Source organism: Roseicyclus marinus (genome assembly GCF_036322625.1).
Classification (GTDB): Bacteria; Pseudomonadota; Alphaproteobacteria; order Rhodobacterales; family Rhodobacteraceae; genus Roseicyclus; species Roseicyclus marinus_A.
Window position 1 is genome coordinate 2,733,941 of the sequence record NZ_AP027266.1, and the last position, 17,192, is coordinate 2,751,132.

Here is a 17,192-nt window from a genome sequence, read left to right on the forward strand (position 1 = left end):
CGCGGTCACTGCTATTTCGGCAGGCCGATATCGCGATCGGGGGCCGCGAACAGCGCCGCCGCGCAAGGATAATGATCGAGGATCGCCTGCCCCCCCGGCAGCCGTTCGGTATGCAGGCGACCCGCCTCCCAGAGCGGCACGCCGTCCACCTCGATCGTGGGATCGATCACGTTCCAGCTGATCTCGCCCGGTGCATAGGCGCCGCAGGTGTGGAAATGCAGGATGCGCGGATTGCCAAAGGCCGCCCCACCCCAGCGCTCCCAGTTCTCGCGCATGTCCCATGGATAGCCACAGCCCGGGTGGATGCCCGCGTGCCATGAATGCACGACATCGCGGTCTATGCCGAAGAGCGCCGCCACCCGGTCATATTGCGCATTGGCGCGGGCGACATCCGGGGGCGCGCCCTCGAACCCGGTCAGGCGTCCGTTCTGCATCAACGCATGGACAGGGGCGGCAAATTCCGGTGAATAATCCTGATAGTAGCGCGACCCGGTGCCGGTAAGAAAGCGGATGGCCACCCGCCCCGAAAAGCTATGCGCGGGGACCGGCGTGAAGACCGACATCGGAAAGCGCAGCACCGTGGTATCGCCGCCGGACGTCAGGTCCATCTCGGGGTGGCCTTCGATATCGGTGCCCAGCGGACAGGTGACGCGCAGGCTGCGGGCGCGCGCGAGGGCGGCGTTGACGGCAGCCTTGATCGCAAGAAACGCCCCGTGATGGGCATTGGCAAAGCCCGAGCCGAAGGCGGCGCGCGACAAGGCGTAACTGACCACGATCGTCTTTTCACTGGGCATCTGCGAGAACCTGAGCTGATCGCCCAGCCGCGCGAGGAACAGGATGATATCCGCCGCCGCCATGCGCTCCAGCAGATGCGGCGTCAGGACCGGATCATCGGGATTGAACCCCACGTCGACCGTCTCGACCGACAACCCGCAGACCTGCGCGGCACGCGCGACGACATCGACCACCTCGGCGTCGAAATAGCCGTGCTCGGGCGGCTCGTAGGCGATCAGCAAGCTGTCGCCGGGCTTTGCGCCGGCGCAATTGCGAAGCAGGTTCAGCGCGCCCTCTTGCGGTGACATGGCGGACATCGCGGCAGGCTCCATGCGCGGGAGATCACGCCAACAAGCCTAGATGCGCCACGGGCCGCGATCCTATTTGATTTCCCTAATCCATTGCATTAGCGTGACTTATATGATCATCAACCTGCCCTTTTCCGCCCTGCGCGCCTTCGAGGCGGTCGTGCGACTGTCGGGATTTTCGGCGGCGGCGATGGAGCTAGGCGTCAGCCAGAGCGCGATCAGCCAGCATGTGAAGGCGCTTGAGGAATGGCTGGGCCAGGATCTGCTGATCCGGGGCGCACGTCGGTCGCAGCCCACGCGCGAGGGCGAGCAGCTTGCGCGCGCGGTGTCCGACGGGCTGGGCCGGATCTCGGATGTCTGCGCGCAGTTGCGCGACCGCACCCGGTCCGAGAATACCATCGTCATCAGTTGCCTGCCCGGATTTGCGTTTACATGGCTGTTTCCACGGCTGCTGAATTTCGACACCAACCATCCGCATCTGGCAGTGTCCATCGTCACCGACACCGGGCAACATCCGTTCTCGGCCGCCGATGCCGATATCGGCATCCGCTACGGCCTGGGCGACTATCCGGGTTTCCATGTGGAGCACCTGATGCATGAAACCCTGACCCCGGTCTGCGCGCCGTCACTGCTGGAGGGGCCGCCGGGCTTGAACGTGCTGGACGATCTGGCCCTGCACACGCTGCTGCATGACGAGAATGAAAGCTTCGGCACTGCGGCGCCGACATGGGAGTTCTGGGCGCGCAACTGTGGCCTGAGCCTGCCCAAACCACTGAAATCACGGCGGTTCGGGCAATCCAACCTCGTGGTTCAGGCCGCGATCCAGGGGTTGGGCGTGGCCTTGGGACGCAAGCCGCTGGTGATCGACGCGCTGCGCGACGTGCGGCTCGTGCGCCCCTTTGCCGAGATCACGCAATCGCCCCTGTCCTACTGGCTGGTGGTGCGCCATGACCGCACCGAGAGCGCGAAGGTGCAGGATTTCAGCGCCTGGATCCGCGCCGAGGTTCTGGCCGAGCCGCCCCTGCCCGAACCGGCCCTCCTCAAAAATTAGCATGGCTAATAACAGCATTATGTCGGGCCACTGGCATGGCGATCCGCTTTGCGGCAGGATGCCCACCAATTGAGGTCAGCAAGGGAACCCCTTACCATGTATCTGAAGAACTGCTGGTATGTCGCCGCCTGGAGCTCGGACATCGGCCGGACCCTGAAAGCCGAGACTTTCCTTGGCGAAAACGTGGTGCTTTACCGCAAGCAGGACGGCACCCCCGTCGCGCTCGAGGATGCCTGCCCGCATCGCAAGCTGCCGCTCTCCTGCGGCAAACTCAAGGGCGAGACGGTGGAATGCGGCTATCACGGGCTGACCTTCGATAGCACGGGAACCTGTGTCGCCGCCCCAACGCAGGCCAGCGCGATCCCGCGCCGCGCTGCGGTGAAATCCTACCCGGTGGCGGACCGTCACCGCTTTCTGTGGATCTGGATGGGCGACCCGGCGCTGGCCGATCCCGACAAGATCTTCGAGATCCCGAATTTCGACGATCCGAGCTGGGGCAAGACCGATGGCGGGGTGATGGATATCGCGTGCAATTACCTCTGGGTCTGTGACAACCTGCTCGACCCCAGCCACGTAGCTTGGGTGCATGTGACCTCCTTTGCAGGCGCGGGCACCGATGACGAGCCGCTGAACCTTGAACGCCATGACAGTGGCGTTGTGGTCTCGCGCTGGATCACGGGAAAACCGCCCTCGCCCTATTACGCAAAGCTGGTACGCTTCGACGGTGCCTGCGACCGCTTGCAGCATTACGAGATGTGCCTGCCCGCCATCGGCGTGAACAAATCGGTCTACACGCCCGAGGGCACCGGCGGCTACGGTGCCGCACCCGTGGCGGAGACATTCATCAACATCTCGTATAATTTCATGACCCCGATCGACGCCGACCGGACGCGGTATTTCTGGTTCCAGCACCGCAACGATCATGCCGACGACAAGGCGATCTCGACCTACATGAATGATGGCGCGCGCATGGCCTTCACCGAGGATCGCGAGGTTCTGGAAAAGGTGCATGAGGGCATGAAACACGCCACCACGCCCCATATCGACCTGGGGCTTGACGCGGGCGCAAAGAGTTTCCGGCACATGCTCGACCGCGCCATCGCGGCCGAGGCGACGGCGCAGGCCGCCGAATAACAGCGCGTCTCAGGCGGGGGGCAGGCCGGCGAAATCACGCATGTCGGCGGCGGCCTCTTCGGTCGCCAGTGCGAACAGTTCGGTGCCATGCTCGGGGCGGGCCAGTTCCGACCATGAGCCCACGCGGCCACAGGGAAACTCTGCCCGGTGCTGGTCCGGCGGTCCGTGCCGGTCGCCCGCATGCGCGGCCCGCCAGGCCGCATCCAGCGCCCTGGGCGCGGGGAGCGGCGCGCGCTCGATACGGCGGTGCAGCGCCTGGGTCATTGCGATTTCCGAAGGGGTGGCGTGCATTCCCTCCCAGTCGCCGTAAAGCGCAAGACGGTGCGCATTCACGCCCGGATACTCCCACCAGGATCTGATGCGCAGCTCCAGCGGCGCGCTGATCGCAAGCGCGCGCAGCGGCGCAAGATTGGCACCATGGCCATTCAGAACGTAAAGTCGCCGGAAGCCATGCGTGGCTAACGCCACGATGATGTCAGACACGAGGGCCGTGAAGGTCGCCTCCGACACCGAGATGGTGCCGGGAAACCCCATGTTGAAGGGTGCGGGCGTATAGGCCACGGGCGGCAGCACGACGGCCCCGGCCCGCTCTGCCGCGGCCTCGGCCACGGCGGCGGCGCAAAGCGCATCGGTCCCGATCAACCCGATCGGGCCATGTTGTTCCATGGATCCCGTGGGCAGCACCGCGTCGCTCCGATGGGCAAGGTAGCGCGCCACCTCTTCCCATCCCATCAGGTCCAGCCTCATGCGTTCCCCGCTTTCGAGGCGACCCAAGCGGCCATCTGAGCGCGATACTCCGCTATCAACGGTGCGCAGGCCGACAGCCCCTCACCCGCCCCCGCCACGGAGGGGCGCGGCAGGCCAAGGGCCAACGCCCCGTCAAGCGCTTCCAGAACGACCGCGACGGCCCAAAGACCGCAATCGGCAATGCCGGGATGCTGCCCAGCAAGGTAAGGACCGTCATCAGCCAGTCGCTCCAGCGTCTCCAGTTGCCGCAACAGCGCCGCCCGGAGCGGGTCGGGCACGCGATGCTCTGCGCCCACCAGCGGAAACAGCGCCCGCACCGAGGGCTCAAGCCGCATGTCGATGAAGCGCGAGAGCGCACGGCTTCGGGCGCGCTCCCTCGGGTCTTGCGGCATCAGCGGCTGGCCTGCGCCGATCTCGTCGAGATATTCGACGATGGCATCGGTCTCGGCCAGAATGAAGCCGTCCTGCACCAGCGCCGGGATCGTGCCCTGGGGCACGATCGCGCGATAGGCGGCACTGCCATAGCCGCCCGGCGGCGCGATCTCGGGAAGGTGCAGCCCCTTGAGGGCCAGAGCCAGCCGCAGCTTGCAGCAATAGACGCTGATCGGCGTGGCGTAGAGGACCATCTCAGTTGCGGCCATGAACACCCGTTCCCATGCGCCGCTCCATCACCCGCACCCCCCAGGACACCAGCAGGATCAGCGCAAGGTATTCGAGCACGAGGAAAGTGTAGATCTCGAGAGGCCGAAACTCCGAGAGTGTAAGTTCATTGGCGCGTCGGGTTAGTTCCTGGAACCCGATCACCGAGACCAGCGACGACATCTTGAGAACATAGACATACTGGTTGCCAAGGGCAGGAAGCACGGCGCGCACCACCTGCGGCAGGATCACCAACCGCATCGTCTGGAACGGTTTCAGCCCAAGGCTGCGCGCGGCCTCGGACTGCCCGACCTTGATCGATTGCAGGCCGGCGCGAAAGATCTCGGAGGTGAAGGCGCTATCGGAAATCGCAAGGCAGATGAGCCCGGTGACAAAGACGCCGAATTGAACCCCGGTCAGCGCGGGCAACCCGTAATAGACCCACAGGATCATCACGAGAAGCGGGATAGAACGGAAGAATTCCACATAGACCCGGCTTGCCAGAAACAGCCAGCGCCGCTTTGCAATGCCCATCAGCGCGACGGCAAGCCCAATCACGAGAGAGATGAGCATCGCCAGTGTCGAGATCGACACGGTGGCCCAGAACCCTTGCAGCAGGAAGGACAGGTTGGCCTGCCCGCGCGCGTCGGAGGGCGACAGGATGTACCAGGCAAAGGTATAGCCGCTGCCCGATCCGCCCATAGCGCAACCCGACAACGAAAGGACCGCCAGCGCCAGAAGCGCCGGCAGCCGCAGATACGCCCGGACCCCGGGACGAGCCTTGCTCATGCCAGGCTCAGGACTGGCCGAGCCAGCGCTGGTTGAGACCGGCAAAAAACCCGTCAGTGCGTCTCAGCGTCACCCAGGTGTTGATGAAATTCAGCCAGGTCGGATCGTTTTGCGCCACAACATAGGCAAAGGGCCTGCGGTTGCGCATTTCCGAGCCGGGCACGAGGATGCGCAGGTCCGGAAAGCGCTGCACCAGGGTGCCGCCCTCGACGTTCGAGGTGATGGTCACATCGGCGCGGTTCGACAGAACCTCCTGGAAGCCGGTGGCGGGCGATTGCACCGCCTGGATCGTGGCCTCGGGGAAATGGGCGCGGGCCTGTTCCTCGAAGACGGTGCCCATCGAAACCGCGACGCGCACGCCGGGCTGGTTGATCGCCTCCCAGCTGCCGAACCGGTCGGCATTGGCCGAGAGCGACAGCGGCACGGTGCCCGCTTCGGTATAGGGCATGCTGAAGGCCGCCACACGGGCGCGGGCGACATTCATGGAAGCCCCCGAGAAGATGTCGTAGCGGTCCGCAGCGATACCCGCCGTGATCGTGGCCCATTCCGCCACGACCCATTCGATCTCGACCTCGAGATCGGCGGCAAGCTGCGTCATCGCCTCGATGTCATAGCCCGCATAGCTGTTGGTGGCGGTGTCACGAAAGGACATCGGATTGAAATCGCCAGTCGTGCCAACCCGAAGCCTGCCGGCACTGAGCACGCGGGCCAGCCGCGACCCTTCGGTCTGGGCATGTGCCTGCTTGCCGCCAGTCAACACCAATCCGCCGGTTCCCAATGCGGCGGCCACGAAAATATCGCGTCTGTTCATGTGTGTCATTCCCTGTTGTCGAGTTCGCTTTTCGAAGTCCTGTCATGTGCGGCGCACCTTTGCCAGAGGCCGGGCTGACTGCGGGGTCAGAGGCGCCCCGCCTGCTGCCCGCCCGGCCACCGGCCCATGCGACCGACCGCCTGGCTACGTTGCGCCTTGTTGAATATAGTTGCGCGAGGCGCAATAAATCGTCAATGAAAAAACTCCGCTCAGCGCCTTGGCAGCCGCCATTCTCCGCCAGTTCGCCGTGATCTGCACAAGGAACAACCCGCGGCTGCCCCTCTCCGGTCAGCTTTGCGCCGCGACCTCGTAGCCCGGCGCCGCCACGGATTGCACCGTGGTGATCGGTTCGGAGCCGATCCAGGTCGTGCGCTCCAGCACCAGAAGCGCGCTGCCCCGCGGGGTGTCCAAGTGGCGCGCGATCTCGCCCTCGGCGTTGACCGCGTGGAACCGGACATCGACGCGGCTGTAGGGTTTGTGGTGCACGAGCCACTCGTTCGCGCTGTGCTGCGCTAGGTCGACCTCGAGGATCTCGGGCGTCGTTGCCAGATCGATCCAGCGATCCTCGAGAATATAGGGGCGATGATCGGCCAGATGCAGGGCGCGCACATGCAGCATGGGGGACGGATCCTGCAGGCCGAAGCGCGCCATGACGGCGGGCGGGCTCTCGGCAATCTCGCGGCTGATCAGGCGGTAGCTGTAACGGCTGCCGCGCGCCTCGACCTCGCGGCGGGTCACGGGGATGTCGAAGGTCGCCCGCGTGACCGGGTCGTTCGGCACATGGGTGCCACCCTTGCGCCTGCGCTCGACCAGGCCAGCCGCCGCCAGATCCTGCATCGCGCGGTGCACGGTGGCGCGCGCACAGCCCAGATCGCGGGCCATATCCTCGTCGCGAGGCAGCTTGTCGCCGGGCGCATAGTGCCGCGCAAGGATCCGGGCGCGGATCGTGTCGCGCACCTCGGTCCAGGAGAGGCGCGGCTCGGCGGTCAAATCGCCGTCTCCAGATCCCGCATCACGCGCATGAACTCGGCCACGATCGCATCGCGCGCGACATGGCGCCCCTCGCGCACGACGTGGCGTCCGGCGCTCCAGACATCGCGCAGACAGGCGCGCGCGCCGCCACCGAAGATCAGGCTGTCGAGCGCGCGGTCACCGCTGCGGTTACAGAGCCATTCGTTGTCGTCGTCCAGCCCGATCAGATCGGCCAGCGCGCCCGGCGCGATCCGGCCGCTGTCGCGCCCACCGGCCTGCGCGCCGCCCGCAAGCCCCGCATCGAAAAGCACCCGACCGGTGGAGTGGTCCGGGGTCGCCAGCGCCGCGCGCGACCGGTCGCGCAGGCGTTGCGAATATTCCAGCGTCCTGAGTTCACCGAACAGCGTGATGTCGATGTTGGAATCCGAGCCAAAGCCGATGGCACCACCTGAGCCAAGATAGGCAGTCCCGTTGAATATCCCGTCGCCCAGGCTTGATTCGGTGATCGGACAAAGGCCTGCGACCGCCCCGGTCCGGGCCAGCGCGCGCGTCTCGGCCTCGGTCATCTGGGTGCAATGGATCAGGCACCAGCGCGCATCCACCCCATGCTCGGCCAGCAGCCATTCCGCCGGGCGCGCGCCGTGATGGGATAGCATCTCGTCCACCTCGGCCAGTTGTTCGGCCAGATGCATGTGGATCGGACCGGTCGCCGCATGCTGCACGATCTCGCGCAGGCCGACCGGGTCAACGGCGCGCAGCGAGTGGGGTGCCGTCCCCAGCACGAAATCGTCAGGCGCCCGGTCGATGAGCGCGGCGGCCGCGCCATGCAGGCGCAGGAATCGCCCGGGATCATTGCCGAAGCGTCGCTGCCCACCTTGCAACGGACGACGGTCACAGCCGCCGAACTGGTACTGGACCGGCAAGAGCGTCAGGCCGATCCCGCTGCGCTCGGCGGCCGCGATGATCCGCCCCGACAGTTCGGCCGGATCGTCGTAGGGCACCCCGCCGATGGCATGATGCAGGTAGTGAAATTCGGCCACGCCGGCATAGCCCGCCTCGAGCATCTCGAGAAACACCTGCGCCGCGATGGCCTCGACATGGTCGGGGGTCAGCTGGTCGAGAAACCGGTACATCAGGCGCCGCCAGGTCCAGAAACTGTCGCGCGGGTCGGGGCCGCGCGCCTCGGTCAGACCCGCCATGGCGCGCTGGAAGGAATGGCTGTGTAGGTTCACCGGAGCAGGCAGCAAGAGCGCCGCGCAATGGGTCGGCGTCCGCTGCTGGGGCCCTACCGCCGCGATCCGGCCGGTCGCGTCGATGCATATCTCCAGGTCAGTCTGCCACCCGCCGGGCAAAAGCACCTGACTTGCATGGATCACCTGCACGGTGCGTTCTCCGTTGACTTATTATGTATGTACATATTAATCTGATAGCCGGTGTGATGCAAGGTTTTCCGATGACCCCATCCCTTGTCCTGACCGGCCTGAGTGCCGCGACCATGGCCGCCCCGGTTGGCGGCTATGGCCTGATCGCGGATGCAGCCATCGTGCTGACTGGCGACAGAATCGCATGGGTGGGTCCGCGCGCCGATCTGCCGACCGCGCAAAAGGGACTTGAGCGGCGCGAGCTTGGCGGGCGGCTGGTCACGCCCGCGCTGATCGATTGTCACACGCATATCGTGCATGGGGGCAACCGCGCGCGGGAGTTCGAGATGCGACTGGAGGGCGCCAGCTACGAGCAGATCGCGCGAGCGGGTGGCGGGATCGTGTCGACCGTGGCTGCGACCCGAGCGGCTAGCGAGGCCGATCTGCTCGCATCCGCCCTGCCCCGCGTCGATGCGCTGATCGCGCAGGGTGTCGCGGTGATCGAGGTGAAATCGGGCTACGGTCTGGACCTCGACACCGAGCTGAAGATGCTGCGCGTGGCCCGCGCCTTGGGCCGTCTGCGTCCGGTGCGGATCGTCACCAGCTTTCTGGGCGCTCACGCCATCCCTGCCGGGACCGATGCGGATAGCTACATCGACGGCGTCTGTCTGCCGACGCTCAGGGCCGCCCATGCCGAAGGGCTGGTCGATGCGGTCGACGGCTTCTGCGAAGGCATCGCCTTTGACACCGCGCAGATCGGGCGGGTCTTCGAGGCAGCCCGCGCGCTCGGGCTGCCGGTGAAGCTGCATGCCGAACAGTTGAGCCATGGGGGCGGCACAGCGCTTGCCGCCCGCCATGGCGCGCTGTCGGCCGATCATGTCGAATACGCCACCGATGCCGACGCGCGCGCGCTGGCCAAGGCCGGCACGGTCGCGGTGCTGCTGCCCGGCGCCTTCTACACGATCCATGAGACCCAGGCCCCGCCGGTGCAGGCCTTTCGCGCGCATGGCGTGCCGATGGCCGTGGCGACGGACTGGAACCCGGGATCCTCTCCGCTGGGGTCAATCCTGCTGGCGATGAACATGGCCTGCACGCTCTTCCGCCTGACCCCGGCCGAGGCCCTTGCGGGCACGACGCGCCATGCCGCGCGCGCGCTCGGGCTGGCCGATTGCGGGATGATCGCGCCGGGCCTGCGCGCGGATCTTGCCATCTGGAATGTCACCGACCCGGCCGAGCTGTCTTGCGGGATCGGGATCAACCCGCTTTACCAGCGGATTTTCGGAGGCGTCGCATGACCCACACCCTGCACCCCGGCGCGACGACGCTGGCCACACTCGAAGCGATCTGGCGCTCGGACGGGCCGGTGACGCTGGACCCCGCCGTACGCGCCGGGGTCGAGGCATCCGCCGTTGTTGTGGCGACGGCAGCAAAGGCTGATGCGCCGGTCTATGGGGTCAACACGGGCTTTGGCAAGCTGGCCTCGGTCCGGATCGCACCGGAAGATACCGCGACCCTGCAACGCAACCTGATCCTGTCGCATTGCTGCGGCGTCGGCGAGCCATTGGAGGCGTCGACGGTGCGACTGATGATGTCGCTCAAGCTGCTGTCTTTGGGGCGGGGCGCCTCGGGGGTCAGGTGGGAGATCTGCGAACTGATCGAGGGGATGCTGGCACGCGGCGTGCTACCGGTGATCCCGGTTCAGGGCTCGGTCGGGGCATCGGGCGATCTCGCACCGCTGGCACATATGACGGCGGTGATGATCGGCGCGGGCGAGGCGACGTTTCAGGGCCAGACCCTGCCGGGCGACGCGGCCCTTGCGGCGGCGGGCCTGGCCCCGCTCACGCTTGGCCCGAAGGAAGGGCTGGCGCTGATCAACGGCACGCAGTTTTCCACCGCCTGCGCGCTCGTCGGGTTGTTCGCAGGCTGGCGGGCGGCGCGGGCGGCCATCGTCACCTCAGCCATGTCGACCGATGCGATCATGGGCTCGACCGCGCCCCTCAACGCCGAAATCCACAGGCTGCGCGGCCATCGCGGCCAGATCGAGACGGCCGCCGCGATGGCCGCCCTGCTCGAGGGCAGCGCGATCCGCAACAGCCACCGCGACGGCGACACCCGCGTGCAGGATCCCTATTGCATCCGCTGCCAGCCGCAGGTCACGGGTGCCGCACTGGACCTGCTGCGCATGGCAGCCCGCACGCTGGAGATCGAGGCCAATGCCGTCACCGACAACCCCCTTGTGATCGTCGAGACCGGCGAGATCCTGTCAGGCGGCAATTTCCACGCCGAACCCGTTGGTTTTGCCGCCGATCAGATCGCACTGGCCCTCGCCGAAATCGGCGCCATCGCGCAGCGCCGTGTGGCGCTGATGGTGGATCCGACCCTGTCCTTCGACCTGCCGCCCTTTCTGACCCCGGAGCCGGGGCTGAATTCCGGGCTGATGATCGCCGAGGTGACGACCGCAGCCTTGATGAGCGAGAACAAGCACATCGCCAATCCCTGCTCCACCGACAGCACGCCGACCTCCGCCAACCAGGAGGATCATGTGAGCATGGCCGCGCATGGCGCCCGACGGCTGGCGCGGATGACCGCGAACCTGTCCGTGATCCTTGGGGTCGAGGCGATGTGCGCAGCCCAAGGCATCGAACAGCGCGCACCCCTCGCGACTTCGGCACCTCTGCAACGGGTAATGGTCCGACTTCGCCAGTCGGTCCCGACCCTTAGGAAGGATCGCTATCTGGCGCCCGATCTCAAGGCTGCAGCCGCATGCATCAATGATGACAGTCTCTCCATTGCGGCAGGATTGGAGTTGACCTTATGAGCTTGATCGAAGTTGTTCGCGGTGACGGCCCGCTCGTACTGGGTCTGCCGCATACCGGAACGGATGTGCCGAGCGATTGCCTTGCGCGCCTGAAAGACACTGGGCGCGCTCTGGCCGATACCGACTGGCATATCGACCGGCTCTACACCGGGCTGGTAGAGAACGTGACAAGTGTGCGTGCTACCATCCACCGCTACGTGATTGACGTGAACCGCGACCCATCGGGCGAAAGCCTTTATCCCGGTCAGAACACCACCGGGCTTTGCCCGCTTACCGATTTCGACGGGCTGCCCCTCTATCACGCCGGGCAAGAACCGGACGCCGCTGAAGTGGCCCGGCGGCGCGAGACCTATCATGCGCCCTACCACGCTGCCCTGAAGGCCGAGCTGGACCGCGTCAAGGCTATCCACGGCTTCGCGGTGCTCTATGATTGTCATTCGATCCGATCGGAAATCCCCTTTCTATTTGACGGAACGCTGCCCGATTTCAACATCGGCACCAATTCCGGCGCCTCCTGCGCCCCATCAATCGAGACTGTGGTGGTCCGCACCTGCAAGGGCGCCGCGGGGTATTCGACGATCCTCAACGGGCGCTTCAAGGGCGGCTGGACGACGCGCCACTACGGCCGCCCCACCGAAGGGCTGCACGCCATCCAGATGGAACTCGCGCAGTCCACCTACATGCTGGAACGCGCGCCATGGGACTACGCCGAGGCTACCGCCGCACGCACCCGCACCCATCTGCGATCCATTCTAGAAACCCTGTCTGACTGGAGGCCCCGATGAGCGACCCCCGCAAGAACACCCGTGACGTCTTTCCGCCGACCGGAACCGAGCTGAACGCGAAAAGCTGGCTGACAGAGGCCCCGCTTAGGATGCTGATGAACAACCTGCACCCCGACGTGGCCGAGAACCCGCACGAGTTGGTGGTCTATGGCGGCATCGGTCGGGCGGCGCGGACATGGGAGGATTTCGACACCATCGTCGCCAGCCTCAAGGAGCTGGAGGTCGACGAGACGCTGGTGGTGCAATCGGGCAAGCCCATCGCCATCGTCAAGACGCACGCAGACGCGCCGCGCGTGCTGATCGCCAACTCCAACCTCGTACCGCGTTGGGCGAACTGGGACCATTTCAACGAATTGGACCGCAAGGGTCTGGCCATGTACGGCCAAATGACCGCCGGGTCTTGGATCTACATCGGCACGCAAGGCATCGTTCAGGGCACCTATGAAACCTTTGCCGAGGCAGGCCGTCAGCACTACGGCGGCGACCTCAAGGGCAAATGGATCCTTACCGGCGGTCTGGGTGGCATGGGCGGGGCGCAACCACTCGCTGCGGTCATGGCAGGCGCCTGTTGTTTGGCCGTCGAATGCAACCCCGACAGCATCGATTTCCGCCTGCGCACCCGTTACGTGGACGAAAAGACCGACAGCCTGGATGAGGCGCTGGCGATGATCGACCGCTGGACGAAAGCGGGCGAGGCGAAATCCGTCGGCCTTTTGGGCAATGCGGCCGATGTCTTCCCCGAGCTTTACCGCCGCGGCGTGCGCCCCGACATCGTTACCGACCAGACCTCCGCCCACGATCCCCTGAACGGATACCTGCCACAGGGCTGGACCATGGCCGAGTGGCGTGACAAGCGTGAAAGCGACCCCAAGGCCGTGGAAAGCGCCGCGCGCGCCAGCATGAAGGTGCATGTCGCCGCGATGGTCGATTTCTGGAACGCGGGCGTGCCCACGCTGGATTACGGCAACAACATCCGGCAGGTCGCGTTGGACGAAGGGCTGGAAAACGCCTTTGCCTTCCCCGGTTTCGTGCCTGCCTATATCCGCCCACTTTTTTGCAGGGGAATCGGCCCGTTCCGCTGGGTCGCCCTATCCGGAGATCCCGAGGACATATACAAGACCGACGCCAAGATGAAGGAGCTTTTCCCGGACAACGCCGATCTGCACAAATGGCTCGACATGGCGCGCGAGCGGATCGCCTTCCAGGGGCTGCCTGCCCGGATCTGCTGGATCGGGCTGGGTGACCGGCACCGCGCCGGCCTTGCCTTCAACGACATGGTGGCCTCAGGCGAGCTGAAAGCCCCCATTGTCATCGGGCGTGATCATCTGGACGGCGGCTCGGTTGCCTCGCCGAACCGCGAGACGGAAGCGATGAAGGATGGCTCGGACGCCGTGTCCGACTGGCCGCTGCTTAATGCACTCGTGAACACCGCCTCCGGCGCCACATGGGTCAGTATCCACCACGGCGGCGGCGTCGGGATGGGCTTCAGCCAGCACTCCGGTGTGGTCATCTGCGCCGACGGCACGCCCGAAGCGGCCAAAAGGCTGGAGCGTGTCCTCTGGAACGACCCGGCCAGCGGCGTCTGGCGCCATGCCGATGCAGGCTATGAGATCGCGCTGGATTGCGCTCGCGAACACAGTCTATGCCTGCCGCGTATCCTAGGTTGAGCAATAGTTCCCGCATACACCACGAAAACACCAGATCCTTGGGATCCGCATGCTGCCTTAGGACTTTTTCCTGCCTGATGAACTCAAGACTGCTCAAGCCGCCTTCGGCAAAAACTACAAGAATGGCCTGCTGCCACGAAAGTCCAAGCAGTCCGACCTCGCTGACTTATGCTTCAGCCGGCGGTGTGCGACCTTGGACGAAATAACAACAATCAAGGCATGGACTATCCAGAACTGACGCTTCAGCCATTTGCGCCAAGCAGAATAAGCTCCATTTACAGATGCCGTGACCTCAAGACCAAAATCAAGCCGACTTCCCAAGGCATTCGACTTTAGGCACGGCGATTTGATTTTCGACAAATGTGGTGCTCCGAACGCCCTCGGGGAAATTCGGCCAACGCGAAAGGTTTTGATCTTGAAGAATATCGTGGTGATCGGCGCTGGTCAGGCGGGGGCGGCATGTGTGGCCAAGCTGCGCGGCTTGGGTTTTGACGGCGCCCTCACGCTGATCGGCGAAGAACCCGTGCCGCCCTATCAGCGCCCACCCTTGTCCAAGGCGTATCTCTTGGGCGAGATGGGACTGGAGCGGCTGCTCTTGCGCCCCGAAAGCTACTACCGAGAGGCGGCGGTCGATCTGCGGCTGGGTCAGCCCGTGCGGGGCATCGATACGGCGACGCGGCAGGTGATCTTGGGAGAGGGGGCCATCCCCTATGACGCGTTGGTGCTGGCCACGGGATCGGTGCCGCGCCGTCTGCCTGCGGCGATCGAGGGCGATCTGGGCTGCGTGCATGTGGTGCGCGGCTTGGCCGATGTCGATGTCATGGCGCCGGGCCTGCAGCCCGGGCGCCGCGCGCTGATCGTGGGGGGCGGCTACATCGGGCTTGAGGCGGCGGCGGTGGCGCGAAAGCGCGGCATGGAAGTGACGCTGATCGAAATGGCGCCGCGCATCCTGCAACGGGTCGCCGCCCCCGAAACCTCGGAGTATTTCCGCGCGCTGCACCGCGCCCACGGCGTCGATATCCGCGAAGGCGTGGGGCTAACCCAGCTTGTCGGCACGGATCATGTGACGGGGGCGGTCTTGGCGGACGGGGCCGCGATTGCCTGCGACATGGTGATCGCAGGCATCGGCATCGCGCCTGCGACTGCCTTGGCCGCAGCGGCGGGGCTGATGATCGAGAACGGCATCGCGACCGACGAAGAGGGCCGCACCAGCGATCCCGCCATCTGGGCTGCGGGCGATTGCGCGAGTTTTCCCTATCAGGGCGCGCGGATCCGGCTGGAGTCGGTGCAAAACGCCATCGATCAGGCCGAGACGGTGGCGAAAAACATCCTCGGCGCGCATGAACCCTATCGCCCCGAGCCGTGGTTCTGGTCGGATCAATATGATGTCAAACTCCAGATCGCGGGGCTGAACACGGGCTATGACCGCGTGGTGATCCGCGATGGGGGCAATGCGCGGTCGCATTGGTATTACGCGCAAGGCAGGCTGGTGGCCGTCGATGCGATGAACGACCCGCGCGGCTACATGATCGGCAAGCGCCTGATCGCGGCAGGCGTTTCGCCTGACCCGGCGCTGGTGGCCGACCCAGCCCAAAACCTCAAACCCCTGTTTCAGGGCTAGGGCTGTGCTATGAGATGCAGGCGGTAGCTTGGACAAACCGGCAACCCGCCCTAAAACTGCAGGTCACCATCTTCCGGGCACGCACCCAGCACCAACAGGCACCACTGCGAACACGGGCGAAAGCTGACATATTCATTGGTTCGGCCTGAACAAGTCGCAACGCGTTGATTTTGTTGTATGAAGTTGTGTTTTTTGTGCCTTTGAGTTGCAGGATTTGGTAGGTTTTGGTCCAGAACCCTGCAATTTCGGATCGAGCGATGAAGCCCAAATCCCGCGGCCCCGAACAGGACGATCTCTTGCGCCCGCGTTTGACTGTCATGATCGACATGCGCCATGAGCTGGTGAAGCTGGCGGCGCTGATCGACTGGGAGTTCTTCGAGACCGAATGGGCCGGGTTCTTCCCGTCGCATACGGGACGCCCGGCGACGTCGCCGCGTCTGGTGGCGGGGCTGCTCTACCTGCAGCACACCTATCGGCTGTCGGACGAGGCCGTGGTCGCGCGGTGGGTGGAGAACCCGTACTACCAGCACTTTTGTGGCGAGACGTTCTTCCAGCACCGCTTCCCGCTCGATCCCTCGTCGCTGACGCGGTGGCGCAAGCGGATCGGCGAGGATGGCGTCGAGTGGCTGCTGACCAACACGATCGAGGCGGGCCGCGGGGCCGGGGTGATCTCGGAACGCAGCGTCGAGGCGGTGATCGTGGACACCACGGTGATGGAAAAGGCAATCGCCCATCCTACGGATGCGCGGCTTTATCAGAAGGCCCGTCGGCGTCTGGTGGCGCTCGCTCAAGAAGCGGACCTGTCTCTTCGCCAGAGCGATGCGCGGCTCGCGCCGCAGCTGGCGGGCCAGGTCGGGCGCTATGCCCATGCGCGGCAGTTCAAGCGGATGCGCAAGGCCCTGCGGCGGTTGAAGGGTTATATCGGCCGTGTGATGCGCGACATCCTGCGCCAGTTAGGCGGCATCGCGAACGCGGCCCTGCGGCAACGGATCGAGACGGAGATAGCCCTGGTGGACTGGCTACTGCGGCAAAAGCCCAAGGATAAGAGGAAGCTCTACGCGCTGCACGAGTCGGAGGTGGACTGCATCTCGAAAGGAAAGGCGCGGGTGCGTTACGAGTTCGGGACTAAGGTGTCTGTGGCGACGACCCACAAGGAGGGCTTCGTCGTCGGCATGCGGTCGATGCCCGGAAACCCCTATGATGGGCACACGCTGCGCGAGGCATTGGAGCAGGTGGAAATCCTGACGGACACCCGCCCGAAGCGGGCCTTCGTGGATCGCGGCTATCGCGGCCACGGGGTCCAGACCACGGCGGTCTACATCGCCGGGCAAAAGCGCGGGATGACCCCAGCACTCCGGCGCAACCTGCGCCGTAGAAGTGCCATCGAGCCAATGATCGGACACATGAAAACGGATGCCCGAAAGCGAAACGGGCCCACGGGCCAAAGCGAAATGGGGTCGGATCCCCGTTTCGGTTCAGGCGGGTTGTGTCAGACCGTCAGGCCTTTGTTTTGTTGGAGTTCAGCGCAAACCGAAACGAACCGGGTATTTTCAGGGGTGTCACTGGGAAACCCTCGGGCCTCGCCCCCCCGAATACAGTCACAAACAGGAGGGACCCGTTCAATTTCAATGGGTTACGCGGTTCAACATTTTGAACAGAGACAGTTTTTTGGAAAACTGGTCACCATTTGCACCGCTTCGAACCACCCATGTCCA

14 protein-coding genes and 1 pseudogene are annotated in these 17,192 nt (G+C 65.1%); 8 read left to right on the forward strand and 7 right to left on the reverse strand.

The window, feature by feature from the left end; translation table 11 throughout:
- Positions 1 to 11: 11 nt before the first annotated feature.
- Positions 12 to 1,091 (reverse strand): hypothetical protein, encoded by a 1,080-nt coding sequence (locus tag AABA51_RS13145; protein ID WP_338272380.1) that lies wholly within the window; start codon positions 1,089 to 1,091, stop codon positions 12 to 14.
- A 103-nt stretch (positions 1,092 to 1,194) separates the two neighbouring features.
- On the opposite strand from AABA51_RS13145, the gene AABA51_RS13150 reads away from it, so the two are divergent.
- Both AABA51_RS13150 and AABA51_RS13155 read left to right on the forward strand, forming a co-directional pair.
- Positions 1,195 to 2,133: a LysR substrate-binding domain-containing protein gene (locus AABA51_RS13150; protein ID WP_338276598.1), complete on the forward strand. Its 939-nt coding sequence runs from the start codon at positions 1,195 to 1,197 to the stop codon at positions 2,131 to 2,133.
- 96 nt (positions 2,134 to 2,229) lie between these two features.
- Positions 2,230 to 3,267: an aromatic ring-hydroxylating dioxygenase subunit alpha gene (locus AABA51_RS13155; RefSeq protein ID WP_338272381.1), complete on the forward strand. Its 1,038-nt coding sequence runs from the start codon at positions 2,230 to 2,232 to the stop codon at positions 3,265 to 3,267.
- A 9-nt stretch (positions 3,268 to 3,276) separates the two neighbouring features.
- Here the strand turns inward: AABA51_RS13155 and AABA51_RS13160 are convergent, their stop codons facing one another.
- From AABA51_RS13160 to AABA51_RS13185, 6 genes are all read right to left on the reverse strand, one after another.
- Complete coding sequence (locus AABA51_RS13160) at positions 3,277 to 4,014, reverse strand: creatininase family protein (RefSeq protein WP_338272382.1); 738 nt, start codon at positions 4,012 to 4,014, stop codon at positions 3,277 to 3,279.
- Complete coding sequence (locus AABA51_RS13165; protein ID WP_338272383.1) at positions 4,011 to 4,655, reverse strand: glutathione S-transferase family protein; 645 nt, start codon at positions 4,653 to 4,655, stop codon at positions 4,011 to 4,013. The genes AABA51_RS13160 and AABA51_RS13165 overlap by 4 nt, the downstream gene beginning before the upstream one ends.
- Entirely contained in the window at positions 4,642 to 5,442 is an 801-nt protein-coding gene (locus AABA51_RS13170; protein WP_338272384.1) for an amino acid ABC transporter permease, read from the reverse strand. Before AABA51_RS13170 ends, AABA51_RS13165 begins: the two co-directional genes overlap by 14 nt.
- A 7-nt stretch (positions 5,443 to 5,449) precedes the next feature.
- Positions 5,450 to 6,253 carry a transporter substrate-binding domain-containing protein gene (locus AABA51_RS13175; protein WP_338272385.1) on the reverse strand — a complete coding sequence of 268 codons (804 nt, stop codon included), beginning with the start codon at positions 6,251 to 6,253 and terminating at the stop codon, positions 5,450 to 5,452.
- Between the two features lie 288 nt (positions 6,254 to 6,541).
- A complete protein-coding gene (locus tag AABA51_RS13180) occupies positions 6,542 to 7,243 on the reverse strand; it encodes a GntR family transcriptional regulator (RefSeq protein ID WP_338272386.1) in 702 nt (233 codons plus the stop codon).
- Positions 7,240 to 8,607 carry a formimidoylglutamate deiminase gene (locus AABA51_RS13185; protein ID WP_338272387.1) on the reverse strand — a complete coding sequence of 456 codons (1,368 nt, stop codon included), beginning with the start codon at positions 8,605 to 8,607 and terminating at the stop codon, positions 7,240 to 7,242. Before AABA51_RS13185 ends, AABA51_RS13180 begins: the two co-directional genes overlap by 4 nt.
- A 113-nt stretch (positions 8,608 to 8,720) precedes the next feature.
- Between AABA51_RS13185 and hutI the strand changes: the two genes are divergently transcribed.
- The 6 genes and pseudogenes from hutI to AABA51_RS13215 form a co-directional block, all read left to right on the forward strand.
- Complete coding sequence (gene hutI, locus AABA51_RS13190; protein WP_338276600.1) at positions 8,721 to 9,881, forward strand: imidazolonepropionase; 1,161 nt, start codon at positions 8,721 to 8,723, stop codon at positions 9,879 to 9,881.
- Positions 9,878 to 11,404, forward strand: coding sequence for a histidine ammonia-lyase (gene hutH, locus AABA51_RS13195; RefSeq protein ID WP_338272388.1), 1,527 nt, complete (start codon positions 9,878 to 9,880; stop codon positions 11,402 to 11,404). The genes hutI and hutH overlap by 4 nt, the downstream gene beginning before the upstream one ends.
- Positions 11,405 to 11,406: 2 nt before the next feature.
- Complete coding sequence (hutG, locus tag AABA51_RS13200; protein WP_338276602.1) at positions 11,407 to 12,189, forward strand: N-formylglutamate deformylase; 783 nt, start codon at positions 11,407 to 11,409, stop codon at positions 12,187 to 12,189.
- On the forward strand, positions 12,186 to 13,856 hold the full coding sequence (gene hutU / locus AABA51_RS13205) for a urocanate hydratase (RefSeq protein ID WP_338272389.1): 1,671 nt from the start codon (positions 12,186 to 12,188) through the stop codon (positions 13,854 to 13,856). The genes hutG and hutU overlap by 4 nt, the downstream gene beginning before the upstream one ends.
- Positions 13,857 to 14,271: 415 nt before the next feature.
- Positions 14,272 to 15,477 carry an NAD(P)/FAD-dependent oxidoreductase gene (locus AABA51_RS13210; protein WP_338272390.1) on the forward strand — a complete coding sequence of 402 codons (1,206 nt, stop codon included), beginning with the start codon at positions 14,272 to 14,274 and terminating at the stop codon, positions 15,475 to 15,477.
- 257 nt (positions 15,478 to 15,734) lie between these two features.
- Positions 15,735 to 16,898: pseudogene (locus AABA51_RS13215) on the forward strand (IS5 family transposase); the annotation flags it as partial.
- Between the last annotated feature and the right edge of the window lie 294 nt (positions 16,899 to 17,192).

Coding starts and splice junctions, on each gene's coding strand:
- AABA51_RS13150 (WP_338276598.1), top strand. CDS start 1,195: ATGATCATCAACCTGCCCTTTTCCGCCCTGCGCGCCTTCGAGGCGGTC.
- hutH (WP_338272388.1), top strand. CDS start 9,878: ATGACCCACACCCTGCACCCCGGCGCGACGACGCTGGCCACACTCGAA.
- hutI (WP_338276600.1), top strand. CDS start 8,721: ATGGCCGCCCCGGTTGGCGGCTATGGCCTGATCGCGGATGCAGCCATC.
- hutU (WP_338272389.1), top strand. CDS start 12,186: ATGAGCGACCCCCGCAAGAACACCCGTGACGTCTTTCCGCCGACCGGA.
- AABA51_RS13170 (WP_338272384.1), bottom strand. CDS start 5,442: ATGAGCAAGGCTCGTCCCGGGGTCCGGGCGTATCTGCGGCTGCCGGCG.
- AABA51_RS13145 (WP_338272380.1), bottom strand. CDS start 1,091: ATGTCCGCCATGTCACCGCAAGAGGGCGCGCTGAACCTGCTTCGCAAT.
- AABA51_RS13165 (WP_338272383.1), bottom strand. CDS start 4,655: ATGGCCGCAACTGAGATGGTCCTCTACGCCACGCCGATCAGCGTCTAT.
- AABA51_RS13160 (WP_338272382.1), bottom strand. CDS start 4,014: ATGAGGCTGGACCTGATGGGATGGGAAGAGGTGGCGCGCTACCTTGCC.
- AABA51_RS13155 (WP_338272381.1), top strand. CDS start 2,230: ATGTATCTGAAGAACTGCTGGTATGTCGCCGCCTGGAGCTCGGACATC.
- AABA51_RS13175 (WP_338272385.1), bottom strand. CDS start 6,253: ATGAACAGACGCGATATTTTCGTGGCCGCCGCATTGGGAACCGGCGGA.